Origin of the sequence: Flavobacterium sp. LAR06, assembly GCF_041946075.1 — a bacterium.
Lineage (GTDB): Bacteria > Bacteroidota > Bacteroidia > Flavobacteriales > Flavobacteriaceae > Flavobacterium.
In genome coordinates this window covers 226,376-239,789 of the sequence record NZ_JAUTYT010000008.1, presented here as the reverse complement: position 1 = coordinate 239,789, position 13,414 = coordinate 226,376, and the positions used below count along the sequence as shown (strand labels likewise).

The following is a 13,414-nucleotide window of genomic DNA, read 5'->3' as shown; positions in this document are numbered from 1 at the left end:
TGTATTTTAAACAAAAATATAATTTATTTGTTGAAAGTAAAAGTTAATGCAATAAAGATTTAGCGATTTAATAATTAAAAATCAATATTTGATTTCTTTTTTACTTTCTTATTTTTGCCAAAATAAAACCTACCCATTTTGAAAGACACTGCCAAACATCAAGGACTTCGTAATCAATTAGTAAGCACTTTAGAACAAAAGGGAATTACTGATAAAGCGGTTTTGGATGCGATAAAAAAAATCCCAAGACATCTTTTTCTGAATTCAAGTTTTGAAGATTATGCATATCAGGATAAGGCATTTCCTATAGGAGCGGGACAAACTATTTCTCAGCCTTACACTGTTGCTTTTCAATCGCAGTTGTTAGAGGTTAAAAAAGATCACAAAATTTTAGAAATTGGAACAGGTTCAGGTTATCAAACCGCTGTTTTGTTTATGCTTGGTGCTAAAGTCTATAGCATTGAAAGACAGAACGAGTTGTTTAAAGCAACTTCCAATTTATTTCCGAAATTAAACATTCGTCCAAAGCATCTTTCTTTTGGAGATGGTTATAAAGGTTTACCAAATCATGCCCCGTTTGACAGTATCATTGTAACGGCCGGAGCCCCTTTTATTCCTCAACCTTTAATGGCACAATTAAAAATAGGAGGAAGGCTGGTTATTCCGTTAGGCGAAGATGTACAGATTATGACTTTATTAATTCGTAAAAATGAAACGCAATTTGAAAAACATGAGTTTGGAGAATTTCGATTTGTTCCTTTATTAGAAGATAAAAATTAGAATAAAAGCCCAATTAATTGGGCTTTTATTGGATAAGAATATTAATATATCTTTCTAAGCTTTCTTTTTCTATCTGAGCAATGAAAAGTAAAAAATCTTCCTTGTCTTTTTTTGTTTGCGCTTTTTCTAAGGATTGATAATATTGCATTTTGTTTTCGTAATCTCCTTTTATATTAGCAATCAAATAACCTTTTTGCATTAATATTAAATTCATGACTAATCGGGATGTTCTGCCGTTTCCATCAATGAAGGGATGAATTGTGACTAGTCTTTCATGCATTTCAGCAGCAAGAATAATGGGATGTAATTTGTTTTTATTTATTTCATACCAAATAAAATATTCTTCCATTTCCTGAGCAACCATTAAAGGCTGCGACGGCATATGACTACTTCCCTGAATCATAACCTGAACTTTTCGATAACGTCCGGCATCTTCAGGAATAATCCCGCGAAGGATTAAATTATGAATTGATAAAAGATCACGTTCATTTAACGCATTGTTTTTCTGCATCAAATCTTTTATGAAACCAATTGCTTCCTGATGATTTATAGCTTCCAGATGTTCGCGCATACTTTTCCCGGAAATAGTTAAACCTTCATTAATAACCATATCGGTTTCACGAAGCGTCATGGTATTTCCTTCAATTCTATTACTTTCAAAAGTATATTCTAATTCAAGAGCTTGTTTAATCTTGTAACTGTCAAATTTTCTATAAGTATCTAATTTATCTTTAAGGATATCAATCTCTTTTAAAATTTTTTCTAAAGAAGTTGATATTTTTAAATTGGATATCGCTCTATTATACTTTATCTCGTCTTCGGCAACTTTTAAAGCTTTCAAAGCAAATTCATCACCACCAATTTCATATAAGATTTTTTCCTTTAACCATGCAATCATTAAGGTTTCAAAGTCAATTTCTAAGAGTTGAGAAAGTCTGGAAATTTGCTCTCTGGTAGGTTTTCTTGTTCCTGATTCAAATTTACTTATCAATGCCTGATCGATTCCGAGAAGTTGTGCTACTTCACGAGTTTTTAATCCTTTTTGTTCTCTTGCATTTTTAAGTAATGTTTTCATTTTTTTAAAGAAATGATTTAAATTGTCTTGACAAAATTAGTCATTTTTTAGGATATGAAAAAAGCAATATTTATATATTGCTCTCCATGATTTTATTTTGGTAATGATCCGTCTTTTTTCATTTCGCCAACAACGGCTTGCATAATAGCATCAACAGTTTGCCCTAAATCAGTCACATATTCAGATTTTGTAGTTCCTGTCCAGATTAATTTGTTTTGTTTTAATGAAAAAATATTTGTTTCTACCATATAAGAAGTAGTTTCCTGATAATATCCCGGATCGTAGAAATTTGGAGAATACATTCCGTACCAGTTTCCAAATCCATAGCCATACATTCCGGTGTACATTCCGTCAAATCCTCCGTAATACATACCTGTATAAGTTCCGGGAACGTAGTTTGTTTCTTTTTCAGTACTTACTAAGCGCATCGTAACAACACCGTCAAAGTTTTCGTCTTGTAGAATTTTTAATTTTTGTTCCTGAGTGAATTGCTTTGTAGTTTCGTTTAAAAATTGATAAGAAGTTTTGAAAATCTGATTACTGGCTGCAATCCTGTTTTCTGTAATTCTTCTGGAAGCTTCATCCTTGACTAAAGCAACAACTAAGACTTTTTTAAATTGCTCCTGAGCAACTGTTACGTCAGGATCTCTCCAGCTATTTACAATTGATGTATTACTGCCACAACCTGAAAGTGCCAGTACGGCGATTAACAAAACTAAGTACTTTTTCATATTTTACAGTTAAATTGTTTCTATAAAAATAACGATAAAATATTAATAAACAATCCTTTAGTGGAAAATTAAAGTACTTTTAATTGTAAGCTTTTTTAATTCGGTCTAAGTCACGTTTTGTATCTTGCTCTTTCAAAGACTCACGTTTGTCGTAGTTTTTCTTTCCTTTGCAAAGGCCGATCTGCAATTTTGCGAGACCTTTTTCATTTGTAAACAATTTTAGCGGTACAATAGTAAGTCCTTTTGCCTGTACACTTTTATGAAGGCTTTTTAGTTCTTTCTTATTTAAAAGCAATTTTCTCTCACTTCTTGATTTGTGATTGAATTGATTTCCAAAAGAATATTCTTCAATATAAGTATTGATAGCAAAAAGTTCAAGGTTGCTAAATTCACAAAAGCTTTCGGTAATATTAGCTTTTCCTAAACGTATAGATTTAATCTCTGTTCCGGTTAAAACAACTCCGGCAGTATAGGTATCGATTATCTCGTAATCGAAACGAGCTCTTTTATTAAGTATATTGACTGTTTTTAACATAGTTGCAAATGTAAAACAAAATTGAAAAACTTTAATACAATCTAAGATAATTAAAGATTTTTTTTAATCAATGACTTTGATCATGTTTACAGAAAAAACTTACATATAAGTTTGTTTAATAATTTAAAACAAACTCAAAAATGAAAAAAAAATTATCATTAGTTGGTATTGTGTTAATCAGTTTAACTGCAACTGCACAGGATGCAAATCGAGGTTTAAAAGGGGCGTGGTTTGCTACTTCTCAATTTGGTTATCAGCAAACTAAAACTGGAGACGTTAAGGATACGAATTTGTCAGTAATACCAATTGTAGGAACGTTCGTCACGCCATCGGTTGCTGTTGGTGCTGGACTGGGTTATATAAACATGAAGTCGGATTTTAATTCAAAAACAACAGCAAAAACAGATTTAATTGTAATTGAACCATTAGCAAGAAAATATTGGAACGTAGCTGGTTCTCTTTATTTCTTTGGACAATTAGCAGCTCCAATTATTTCAGGTAAAGAAAAAGAAAGTGATTTAAAAGTAAGTCAGGTTGGTTTAGCCTTGTCAGGTGGATTTGATTATTTTGTAACAAAACATTTTTCTGTAGAATTCTCTTATGACTTAGCTAATTTCACATCAACAACTTTAGACCCAAAAGTTGGAGAAAGAACAACTGTAACCAATTTTGGATTAGCACACATGGCAAATGTTGATTCAGCTTATTTAGTTGGAGGTTCAAGTTTAACAACGCCACTTTCAGTCGGATTTAAATTTATATTCTAATAGTAGTCGATTTGATTTAAATTTAATTTCAATTCGTTAATTTTGTAAAAAGAAAGACCGTACTTTTTGGAGTACGGTTTTTTAATATTATTTAAAAAGATAAAATGCAAAATCAATCAAAAGATCCTTTACACGGAATTACGCTTCAGTTAATATTAGAAAAGCTTGTTGCCTATTATGGTTTTGATACGTTGTCAGAATTAATTCCGATAAAATGTTTTACTTCAAATCCAAGTATAAAATCCAGTTTGACATATTTAAGAAAAACGGATTGGGCTCGTAAAAAGGTAGAAGATTTATACATTAAATCACTATCTAAATTCTAGTTTAATTTATAAGAAAGCATTACGCCACCACGATAAGGCAGCCATTCGCCACTTTTATTCCAATTTTCAGCTTTTTCATATCGACCAGGTGTTCCGTCATTGTAATAACCATGATAAAATCCCTGATGCCAGCCACCGCCTGCAAAAATGTCTAATAAAAATTTGTCATTGATTTTTATATTGTAACCAATCGTAACTCCCATGCGATATCCAAATCCGTGCTCATATTTGTTACTATCCCAATAATTCCATTTTTGAATTTCATAAATGTCCGGTCCAATGTGACCACCAACGTAGAAACCATTATATTTTTCTTTAAAATGATATCTCACTTCAGGAGTTAGAGTGTAAAATTTCATTGGACTATGACCATTAAAAGATTCCCAGAAAGAAGCCATAACATCAACGCTAAAGGTTGTTTTTTCTCCAATACTAGTTTCAATTCCAACATTTGGTATCGCTAAAAGAGCAGTCGCAGCGTTAAATTTTAAATAAGTTTGACTTTGAGAATGGATTGAAAGTAAGAGAAAAAGGAGAATAACTATTTTTTTCATAAGTAAGTTTTCGAAATTCAAAATAAGGTTTAATTGCTTATTTCGCGTGCAAATATAACGCAATAGCAAACCTACTATTGTGAAAAAAGTATATTTAACAAGATTTATTTTTTTATCAGAAATTAATAATGGGGCTATTTTTCTAACAATGAGTAAATTACTTTGTCCAGAAAACGCCCTTCATAAAATTCAGATTCTTTTAAATGTGCTTCTTTTATAAAACCGCATTTTTGCAATACTTTTTCTGAGGCGAAATTCTCAGGATCAATTACTGCTTCAATCGAATGTAATTTTAAATCATCAAAACCATATCTGATTAATCGGTTTACGGCTTCAGGGATAATTCCTTTTCCATGAAATTCAGGTAATAACATATAGCCAATTTCAGCACGATAATTCTCAGGCTGCATTCTATAATACCCGATAATACCTAATAGTTTTGAATTGTCTTTGAGGGTGATTCCCCAATTGATTCCAATGTTTGTTAAAATTTTATCTTCAATCATAGCTATGTGTTCCAAAGCATCCTCAGTGGTTTTCACCAAAGGTCGTGGAATATATCTCATAGTTTCAGGATTCGAACGCAGTTCATAAATCTCGTTTACATCGTCATTGGTAATTCTTCTTAAAAGTAAACGATCCGTTTCTATAATTGGAAATGGAGAAAAGTTGAATTCTAACATTTTTTAAATTTTATAATATTTGTATACTGAATTTTGAAGTGAATGTCTGATCCGCATCCAAAATTAAAACCCCTTCTTTTTCGAAGATGTCACCAGAATTTTCAGGTGTGTCTGAATAACCAAACCAAGGTTCGATGCATATAAATGGAGCCTGTTCTTTTGTCCAAATACCTAAGCTGGGAAAATCTTCAAAAGCAACTTTTAGATATGGTTTTGATTTTTCAAGAATAGTAAGTGAGCTCGACTCTAATGTTTTAAAAACCAAAGCATCGTTCTCGAATAATTTGTAATTCAAGGGAACCAAATTTTTAGTAGTTTCTAAAACTTGCGTTTTATTAGAAACCAAATCGTTTTCTAAAAGTGAAAATTGTAGGACTTCTTCTTTTTCAAATTTCAAGCTATAATTTTCAAAATCACCAGGCAAAGCAATCGCCGGATGCGCACCAATAGAAAAAGGCATTTTAGTTTTATTTTGATTTGTTACTTTGTATTCAATGTCTAAAGTGCTTTCCTTAAGTGTATATATAAGTTGTAATTCAAATTTAAACGGATACTTTTTCAATGTTTCAACATTTGACTGTAAGGAAAAAGTAACGCTGTTTTCAGTTTTATTAGTCAGTAGAAACTCCATATCTCTTGCAAAACCATGTCTTGGCAATTGATATTCTTTCTCGTCCACAGTATAAATATTGTTTCTTAAAGTACCTACAATTGGAAAAAGAATAGGAGAGTGCTTTCCCCAAAAATCAGGATTTCCTTCCCAGATAAATTCCTTATCCTGATTCTTTAACGAAAATAATTCAGCTCCTGCATTTTTAATTGAAGCTTTAAGTGTTGAATTTGAAATAGTTGTGTTCACAATGATATAATTGGAAAATAATTAGCTTTTATCTAGCTGTAAATATATTTTATAAATTTTAGTTTTTGAAAGAAATAGATTAAATTATTTTTTGATTAAACTTTGCTAAAGTTTAATTAAAGCTTAAGGTTTTCTCTGTAAATAGCTTTTTTTTTCATTAATTTGCTACATAAACAGCTAAAAAATATGAAAAAACAATCCTCTAAAGCCTTATTAACCATGGCTTTGTTTGTAGGGATTTCTTCTGTTTGGGCGCAACAGACCCCAGCTTCAACAGCAGTAAATCCGGTAAACAATTACAATTATCATGATGCTTTTGCACCGCATTTTTACACAAAAAATGGCACATCAACCCGTTCTGCAAGTGGTCAGCCTGGTGCTGAGTACTGGCAAAACAGAGCTGATTATCAAATAACAGCAAAATTAGATGCAGTAAAAAATGAAATTACTGGTACTGATGAAATTACGTATACCAATAATAGTCCGGATAAATTATCATTTGTTTGGTTGAACTTAGATCAAAATTTATTCAAAGAGGATTCAAGAGGAAATGCAGTGGTGCCGTTGACAGGAAGCCGTAATGGAGCTCAAGGTCAGGTTTTTGATGGAGGTAATAAAATTAAATCAGTAAAAGTAATTTCTGGTGGAAAAACTAAAGTTGAAACTGATGCAAAATTTATTGTTACAGATACCAGAATGCAAATTTTCCTTCCTCAGGAATTAGCTTCAAAAGGAGGGGCTGTAAAAATAAAAATTGAATTTTCATTCATTGCTCCTTTCGAAGGATCTGACAGAATGGGAGTTTTAGAAACTAAAAATGGAAAAATCTTCACTATTGCACAATGGTACCCACGTATGTGTGTGTATGATGATGTACGCGGCTGGAATACTGCACCCTATTTAGGGGCTTCTGAGTTCTATTTAGAATATGGGAATTTTGACGTGAAACTTACAGTGCCTGCCAATCACTATGTTGTAGGTTCAGGAGAATTGTTGAATGGGGCAGAAGTTTTGCCTGCGGAACAATTTAAACGTTATAAAGCTGCTTCACAAAGCGACAAAACCGTGATGATCCGTACAGCAGAAGAAGTAGCTGCAACTGCAACAGCTAATGCAACAGCACAGAAAACATGGCACTATCAAATAAAAAATGCTCGTGATTTCTCTTGGGCATCTTCTCCTGCGTTTATTTTGGATGGAGCAAAGATTAATTTACCAAGTGGTAAAAAATCGTTGGCTTTGTCAGCTTATCCAGTTGAAAGTGCAGGCAATGACGCTTATGGTCGTTCGACTGAATATGTAAAAGCATCAATTGAGAATTACTCAAAAAGATGGTTTGAATATCCTTATCCGGCTGCAACAAACGTTGCAGGAAATGAAGGAGGGATGGAATATCCGGGAATTGTTTTCTGTGGATGGAAATCTAAAGGAGATGACTTATGGGGAGTTACAGATCACGAATTTGGACATATTTGGTTTCCTATGATTGTAGGTTCAAATGAGCGTTTATTTGCATGGATGGACGAAGGTTTTAATACTTTTATTAATTCAGTAAGTTCTTTTGATTTCAATAATGGAGAATACAAACAAAAACCTGCAGATCTTCACGAAGATGTAGAATATTATACAAGTCCAAAATTAGAAACGATTATGAGTTCTCCTGATAATATGAAAGAAGCTAATATTGGCGTTTTATGTTATGCAAAACCAAGTGCAGGATTGACAATTTTGAGAGAGCAGGTTTTAGGAGAAGAACGTTTTGATAAAGCGTTGCGTACTTATGTGGAGCGTTGGGCTTACAAACATCCAACTCCAGATGATTTTTTCAGAACAATTGAAAACGTTGCAGGAGAAGATTTAAGTTGGTTCTGGAGAAGCTGGTTTGTGAATAACTGGAGATTTGACCAAGGGATTAATTCTATTAAATATGTAAAAAACGATCCATCTAAAGGAGTTGTAATTACAGTTGAGAATTTTGATAAAATGCCAATGCCAATTATTTTGGATGTAAAAACAAAAAGTGGAAAAGTAACGAGAGTGAAATTGCCTGTTGAAATTTGGCAACGTAATATTGACTGGACTTTTAAACACAACTCTACTGAAGAGATCGAAAGCATTACACTAGACCCTGATCACGCTTTACCAGATTATAACGAAAGTAATAATGTTTGGACAGCAGGAAAAGGTAAAGTAGAGAAAGATATTATTTTAGATGGATATTTAGGAAATTATTCTGCCGCAAATGGTCCTCTGAAAATTGAATTTACAGAGAAAAACAGTGTTCTTAATGCAGAAATTACAAATTATCCTAAGTTTGCTGTTGAACCTGTAGAAGGTGAAAAAGACACTTTTGAGTCTAAAAGAGCGGGATTAAAATTTAAATTTAACGAAGCTAAAACAGGTTTTGATATGGTTGTTTTAGGAAATGGAAAAGTTATTCCGTTTAAGAAGAATTAAAAAAAAAAACAGAATTTTAAAGTATTTAAAACCCGATAGTTATATAATTATCGGGTTTTTATATTTTTGGATTTCAAGTTTTAGGTTGTAAGTTTCCGAGAAAAACTCAGAACCTTAGTAACTTAGAATCTTAGCATCTTCAAAAAAAAATAACATTGAGCCAAAAAAATGTTAGAATTTTATTTTTTTGCTTTGTAAATTAAAAAATAGTGTACTTTTGCACTCGATGAATAAAATAAGTTTACATATAACTTCTTTGTCACGGACAAACTCTCCTGTAACTTCTCCCGAAGTACGGATACTATCTCTATAGTATTCACAGAGTTTTTCGCCGCGTATTTATTTATATTCATTTTTCATTTTGAAATCACATCATTTGTCCATTGGACAAACATATCCTAAAACTATATATTATTTTGTAAATTTTCTAAATCAATCTTTTGATTTTGAGAATGTTACTTCTATTTTGTCTAATTTTATTGGATTGATTTCTAGATTTCAAACTAAACAGTACGTTTTAATTTTTAACTCTAACTTCAACTATTGAAATGAAAATCTCTATTGTTGTAACTCAAGAAGAACACTTCAAATTCGCGCAGGAAATTTGCGATACGATAGAATCATCCGCCTTATTAAGAGGTACAGGGATTGCTAAAAGAACTCCTGACTACATTCAGAAAAAAATGGCGAACGGTGATGCGATGATTGCTTTGGCAGATGGAAAATTTGCAGGTTTTTGTTATATCGAAAGTTGGCAGCACGGAAAATTCGTGGCACATTCTGGTTTAATTGTACATCCGGATTACAGAAGTTTAGGTTTGGCTAAAAAGATCAAATCAAAAGTTTTTGATTATTCACTGCAAAGATATCCTGATGCTAAAATATTCGGTATCACTACTGGTTTAGCTGTAATGAAAATCAATTCTGATTTAGGATACAAACCGGTGCCTTTCTCTGAACTTACTACTGATCCAAGTTTTTGGTCGGGATGTAAAACCTGTACCAACTACGAAATTCTAAAAAGCAAAGAAAACAAAATGTGTCTTTGTACAGGAATGTTGTACGATCCAAAAGAAAAACAAAAAGATCCGCCAAGACACCCTTTTAATGAGGCTGTTTTGAACAGATTAAAAAAAATAAAACAAGCTTTATTCTTAAATAAAATTAAGTCTTTTATTTTTTTGCCATAAGAATGCCAATAAAAAAGAAATCTCAAACTTGCTAAATACGAAAGTATTAGCCTAAATTATATAAAATGAAAAAAGTTGTATTAGCTTATAGTGGAGGATTAGATACCTCGTATTGTTTGAAATATTTAAAAAATGAAAAAGGATACGAAGTTCATACCGTACTTGTAGATACAGGAGGATTTGATGCTGAAGAATTATCAGCAATTGAAAAAAGAGCCTACGAATTAGGAAGCGCACAACACGCAAATCTTACAATCGTAGATAAATATTATGATAAAGCTATAAAATATTTGATTTTCGGAAATGTATTAAAAAACAATACCTATCCGTTGTCAGTAAGTGCAGAGCGTGTTTTTCAGGCAATTGAAGCTATTAAATATGCTAAAAAAGTAGGGGCAAGCGCAATCGCACATGGAAGTACAGGTGCAGGAAATGACCAAATTCGTTTTGATCTGATTTTCCAAACCATTGCTCCGGAAATCGAAATTATTACACCAATTAGAGATTTAAAACTTTCAAGACAAGAAGAAGTAGATTATTTATCTAAAAATGGTGTTCACTATTCTTGGGAAAAAGCGCAGTATTCGATTAATAAAGGACTTTGGGGAACTAGTGTTGGAGGAAAAGAAACCTTAACTTCTAGCCAGCCATTGCCAAGTGATGCTTATCCTTCGCAATTGCAAAAAGAAGGAGAAGAAAAGGTAAGATTACATTTTGAAAAAGGTGAATTAGTTGGATTAAACGGTCAATTTGATAAACCATCAAATAACATTGTGGCTCTTGAAAAGCTGGCAAACGCTTTTGCAATTGGAAGAGATATTCATGTTGGCGACACCATTATAGGAATTAAAGGAAGAGTTGGTTTTGAAGCTGCTGCTCCATTAATCATTATCAAAGCGCATCATTTACTAGAAAAACACACTCTTGGAAAATGGCAACAATACTGGAAAGAGCAATTAGGAAACTGGTACGGAATGTTATTCCATGAAGGTCAGTTTTTAGATCCTGTAATGAGAAACATCGAAACATTTTTGCAGGACACTCAAAAAACAGTGAATGGTGTTGTAACGGTTTCTTTAAAGCCTTACCATTTTTCGCTTGACGGAATTGAATCTGATAATGATTTAATGAATACAGGTTTCGGTCAATACGGAGAAATGAACAACGCCTGGACATCTGATGATGCAAAAGGATTTATTAAGATTTTAGGAAACGCACAAAACATATTTTCATCTGTAAACCATTTAGATCATGATTAATGTCGGAATAATTGGTGGTTCGGGGTACACAGCCGGAGAACTTATCAGAATATTAATGTTTCATCCCAATGTAAACATCGATTTTGTTTACAGTACAACCAATTCGGGTAAACCACTTTCTGTGGCGCATCACGATTTAATGGGAGATATTGAAATGAATTTTACTGACACCATCAATCCAGAGGTGAATGTTGTGTTTTTATGTTTAGGGCACGGAAAATCGATTTCCTTTTTGAAGGAAAATCAATTTGCAAGTCACACCAAAATCATTGATTTAGGTAATGATTTCAGATTGAATAAAGATGCTCATTTCGAAGGAAAAGATTTTATTTACGGTTTACCTGAACTGAATAAAGCGGATATTAAAAAAGCAAATTACATTGCAAATCCAGGTTGTTTTGCGACAGCAATTCAATTGGCATTATTGCCTTTAGCAAAACATAATTTATTGAATAATGATGTTCATATTAATGCTACAACCGGAAGTACAGGAGCTGGAGTTGGACTTTCAGAAACATCTCATTTTAGCTGGAGAAATAATAATATGTCGCATTATAAAGCTTTTGAACATCAGCATTTAGGAGAAATTTCAGAAAGTTTGGTGCAATTGCAGGATGATTTTGAAAGTGAATTGCTTTTTATTCCAAACAGAGGAGATTTTTCAAGAGGAATTTTCGCAACCTTATATACATCTTCAGATGAAAGCTTGGAGCATACCGTAGCCAAATACGAAGATTTCTATAAAAATGAACCGTTTGTGACAGTTACAACGACAAACATCAATATGAAGCAAGTCGTTCAAACCAACAAATGTATCATTAGTTTAATGAAAAAAGGAAACCGGATTTTGATTACCTCAATCATTGATAACTTAACCAAAGGTGCTTCAGGACAAGCAATTCAAAACATGAATTTGATGTTCGGATTAGAAGAAACCACCGGTTTACATTTGAAACCAAGCGGATTTTAGGAAAAATTTGTTTCAGGTTTCAGGTTTCAGGTTTCACGTCCAGTACGTAACCTGAAACCTGAAACTTGAAACGTTAAACAAAAAAGACATGAATTTATTTAACGTATACCCACTTTACGATATCACGCCTGTAAAAGCAGTAGACTGTACCATTACAGATATTAACGGAGTGGAATATTTAGACTTATATAGTGGACATGGTGTAATCTCGATTGGCCATACACAACCTGATTATGTTGAAAAACTAAAAAATCAGTTAGATCATTTAGGATTTTATTCAAATGCCATTCAGAATCCTTTGCAGGTTGAATTGGCTGAGAAATTAGGAAAGCTTTCCGGATTGGAAGATTATGAATTGTTTCTATGTAGTTCTGGAGCTGAAGCAAATGAAAATGCATTAAAATTAGCTTCTTTCCACAATGGAAAATCAAGAGTTGTAGCTTTTTACAATTCTTTCCACGGAAGAACTTCTGCAGCTGTTGCTGTTACTGATAACAAAAAAATTGTTGCGCCAATTAATGCACAGCAAGTAGTTACTTTTTTGCCATTAAATCAAATTGATTTAGTAGAAGCAGAGCTTGCAAAAGGAGATGTAACTGCGGTAATTATTGAGGGAATTCAGGGAGTTGGCGGTTTAGATCAGGGAACAACAGAATTTTTTCAGGCTTTAGAAAAAGCGTGTAAAAAATATGATGTGGTTTTGATTTTGGATGAAGTTCAATCAGGATACGGAAGAAGCGGGAAATTCTTCGCTTTTCAACATCATGGAATCAATGCTGATATTATTTCTGTAGCAAAAGGAATGGGGAACGGTTTTCCGGTTGGAGCCATTTTAATCTCGCTAAAATTTGAAGCAAGTTATGGCTTATTAGGAACTACTTTCGGCGGAAGCCATTTATCTTGTGCAGCTGCAATTGCAGTTTTGGATGTAATTGAAAAATTAGATTTACAGAAGAATGTAAACGAAGTTTATGAATATTTCTTAAAACAAATCAAACAAGTTCCTGGAATCAAACAAGTAAAAGGAAAAGGATTGATGCTTGGAGTTGAATTTGATTTTGATGTTTCTGCTTTAAGAAAGAAACTAATTATCGAGAAACATATTTTTACAGGAAGCGCCAATAACAAAAATCTGTTAAGAATTTTGCCGCCATTGACAGTGAAAAAATCAGACATTGATACTTTTATTGTAGCTTTAAAAGAGAGTTTGGAAGAGCTTCAAAATTAA

Annotated in this window: 14 protein-coding genes; 8 read left to right on the top strand and 6 right to left on the bottom strand. The window is 32.7% G+C overall.

Features of this window, described 5'->3' with window-relative positions; all coding sequences use genetic code 11:
* Nucleotides 1-138 precede the first annotated feature (138 nt).
* Nucleotides 139-780, top strand: a complete 642-nt coding sequence (locus Q7C23_RS13745; RefSeq protein WP_026985488.1) for a protein-L-isoaspartate(D-aspartate) O-methyltransferase — start codon at nucleotides 139-141, stop codon at nucleotides 778-780.
* Between the two features lie 25 nt (nucleotides 781-805).
* Here the strand turns inward: Q7C23_RS13745 and Q7C23_RS13740 are convergent, their stop codons facing one another.
* The 3 genes from Q7C23_RS13740 to smpB all read right to left on the bottom strand — a co-directional run bounded on the left by Q7C23_RS13740 (nucleotide 806) and on the right by smpB (nucleotide 3,121).
* A complete protein-coding gene (locus tag Q7C23_RS13740) occupies nucleotides 806-1,855 on the bottom strand; it encodes a Fic family protein (RefSeq protein ID WP_375033063.1) in 1,050 nt (349 codons plus the stop codon).
* A gap of 92 nt (nucleotides 1,856-1,947) precedes the next feature.
* A complete protein-coding gene (locus tag Q7C23_RS13735; protein ID WP_375033062.1) occupies nucleotides 1,948-2,586 on the bottom strand; it encodes a hypothetical protein in 639 nt (212 codons plus the stop codon).
* A 79-nt stretch (nucleotides 2,587-2,665) separates the two neighbouring features.
* Nucleotides 2,666-3,121, bottom strand: a complete 456-nt coding sequence (gene smpB, locus Q7C23_RS13730) for an SsrA-binding protein SmpB (protein ID WP_026985485.1) — start codon at nucleotides 3,119-3,121, stop codon at nucleotides 2,666-2,668.
* Between the two features lie 140 nt (nucleotides 3,122-3,261).
* On the opposite strand from smpB, the gene Q7C23_RS13725 reads away from it, so the two are divergent.
* Together Q7C23_RS13725 and Q7C23_RS13720 are read left to right on the top strand one after the other, a co-directional pair.
* Nucleotides 3,262-3,888 (top strand): outer membrane beta-barrel protein, encoded by a 627-nt coding sequence (locus Q7C23_RS13725; protein ID WP_375033061.1) that lies wholly within the window; start codon nucleotides 3,262-3,264, stop codon nucleotides 3,886-3,888.
* A gap of 104 nt (nucleotides 3,889-3,992) precedes the next feature.
* Complete coding sequence (locus Q7C23_RS13720; protein WP_375033060.1) at nucleotides 3,993-4,214, top strand: VF530 family DNA-binding protein; 222 nt, start codon at nucleotides 3,993-3,995, stop codon at nucleotides 4,212-4,214.
* On the opposite strand, the gene Q7C23_RS13715 is transcribed toward Q7C23_RS13720, so the two are convergent.
* The 3 genes from Q7C23_RS13715 to Q7C23_RS13705 form a co-directional block, all read right to left on the bottom strand.
* Complete coding sequence (locus Q7C23_RS13715) at nucleotides 4,211-4,768, bottom strand: DUF3575 domain-containing protein (protein ID WP_375033059.1); 558 nt, start codon at nucleotides 4,766-4,768, stop codon at nucleotides 4,211-4,213. The genes Q7C23_RS13720 and Q7C23_RS13715 overlap by 4 nt on opposite strands.
* Before the next feature lie 134 nt (nucleotides 4,769-4,902).
* Complete coding sequence (locus tag Q7C23_RS13710; RefSeq protein WP_375033058.1) at nucleotides 4,903-5,451, bottom strand: GNAT family N-acetyltransferase; 549 nt, start codon at nucleotides 5,449-5,451, stop codon at nucleotides 4,903-4,905.
* A gap of 10 nt (nucleotides 5,452-5,461) precedes the next feature.
* Nucleotides 5,462-6,310: an aldose 1-epimerase family protein gene (locus tag Q7C23_RS13705; RefSeq protein WP_375033057.1), complete on the bottom strand. Its 849-nt coding sequence runs from the start codon at nucleotides 6,308-6,310 to the stop codon at nucleotides 5,462-5,464.
* 186 nt (nucleotides 6,311-6,496) lie between these two features.
* On the opposite strand from Q7C23_RS13705, the gene Q7C23_RS13700 reads away from it, so the two are divergent.
* The 5 genes from Q7C23_RS13700 to Q7C23_RS13680 all read left to right on the top strand — a co-directional run bounded on the left by Q7C23_RS13700 (nucleotide 6,497) and on the right by Q7C23_RS13680 (nucleotide 13,414).
* Nucleotides 6,497-8,767 (top strand): M1 family metallopeptidase, encoded by a 2,271-nt coding sequence (locus Q7C23_RS13700; protein WP_375033056.1) that lies wholly within the window; start codon nucleotides 6,497-6,499, stop codon nucleotides 8,765-8,767.
* 548 nt (nucleotides 8,768-9,315) lie between these two features.
* Entirely contained in the window at nucleotides 9,316-9,957 is a 642-nt protein-coding gene (locus Q7C23_RS13695) for a GNAT family N-acetyltransferase (protein ID WP_375033055.1), read from the top strand.
* 65 nt (nucleotides 9,958-10,022) lie between these two features.
* A complete protein-coding gene (locus tag Q7C23_RS13690) occupies nucleotides 10,023-11,216 on the top strand; it encodes an argininosuccinate synthase (RefSeq protein ID WP_375033054.1) in 1,194 nt (397 codons plus the stop codon).
* Nucleotides 11,209-12,186 carry an N-acetyl-gamma-glutamyl-phosphate reductase gene (gene argC / locus Q7C23_RS13685; RefSeq protein ID WP_375033053.1) on the top strand — a complete coding sequence of 326 codons (978 nt, stop codon included), beginning with the start codon at nucleotides 11,209-11,211 and terminating at the stop codon, nucleotides 12,184-12,186. The genes Q7C23_RS13690 and argC overlap by 8 nt, the downstream gene beginning before the upstream one ends.
* Nucleotides 12,187-12,274: 88 nt before the next feature.
* Nucleotides 12,275-13,414, top strand: coding sequence for an aspartate aminotransferase family protein (locus Q7C23_RS13680; protein ID WP_375033052.1), 1,140 nt, complete (start codon nucleotides 12,275-12,277; stop codon nucleotides 13,412-13,414).

Excerpts from the sequence above, each read along its gene's own strand:
- Q7C23_RS13695 (WP_375033055.1), top strand. The coding sequence starts at position 9,316 with ATGAAAATCTCTATTGTTGTAACTCAAGAAGAACACTTCAAATTCGCG.
- smpB (WP_026985485.1), bottom strand. The coding sequence starts at position 3,121 with ATGTTAAAAACAGTCAATATACTTAATAAAAGAGCTCGTTTCGATTAC.
- Q7C23_RS13740 (WP_375033063.1), bottom strand. The coding sequence starts at position 1,855 with ATGAAAACATTACTTAAAAATGCAAGAGAACAAAAAGGATTAAAAACT.
- Q7C23_RS13715 (WP_375033059.1), bottom strand. The coding sequence starts at position 4,768 with ATGAAAAAAATAGTTATTCTCCTTTTTCTCTTACTTTCAATCCATTCT.
- Q7C23_RS13680 (WP_375033052.1), top strand. The coding sequence starts at position 12,275 with ATGAATTTATTTAACGTATACCCACTTTACGATATCACGCCTGTAAAA.
- Q7C23_RS13725 (WP_375033061.1), top strand. The coding sequence starts at position 3,262 with ATGAAAAAAAAATTATCATTAGTTGGTATTGTGTTAATCAGTTTAACT.
- argC (WP_375033053.1), top strand. The coding sequence starts at position 11,209 with ATGATTAATGTCGGAATAATTGGTGGTTCGGGGTACACAGCCGGAGAA.
- Q7C23_RS13700 (WP_375033056.1), top strand. The coding sequence starts at position 6,497 with ATGAAAAAACAATCCTCTAAAGCCTTATTAACCATGGCTTTGTTTGTA.
- Q7C23_RS13690 (WP_375033054.1), top strand. The coding sequence starts at position 10,023 with ATGAAAAAAGTTGTATTAGCTTATAGTGGAGGATTAGATACCTCGTAT.
- Q7C23_RS13720 (WP_375033060.1), top strand. The coding sequence starts at position 3,993 with ATGCAAAATCAATCAAAAGATCCTTTACACGGAATTACGCTTCAGTTA.
- Q7C23_RS13735 (WP_375033062.1), bottom strand. The coding sequence starts at position 2,586 with ATGAAAAAGTACTTAGTTTTGTTAATCGCCGTACTGGCACTTTCAGGT.
- Q7C23_RS13710 (WP_375033058.1), bottom strand. The coding sequence starts at position 5,451 with ATGTTAGAATTCAACTTTTCTCCATTTCCAATTATAGAAACGGATCGT.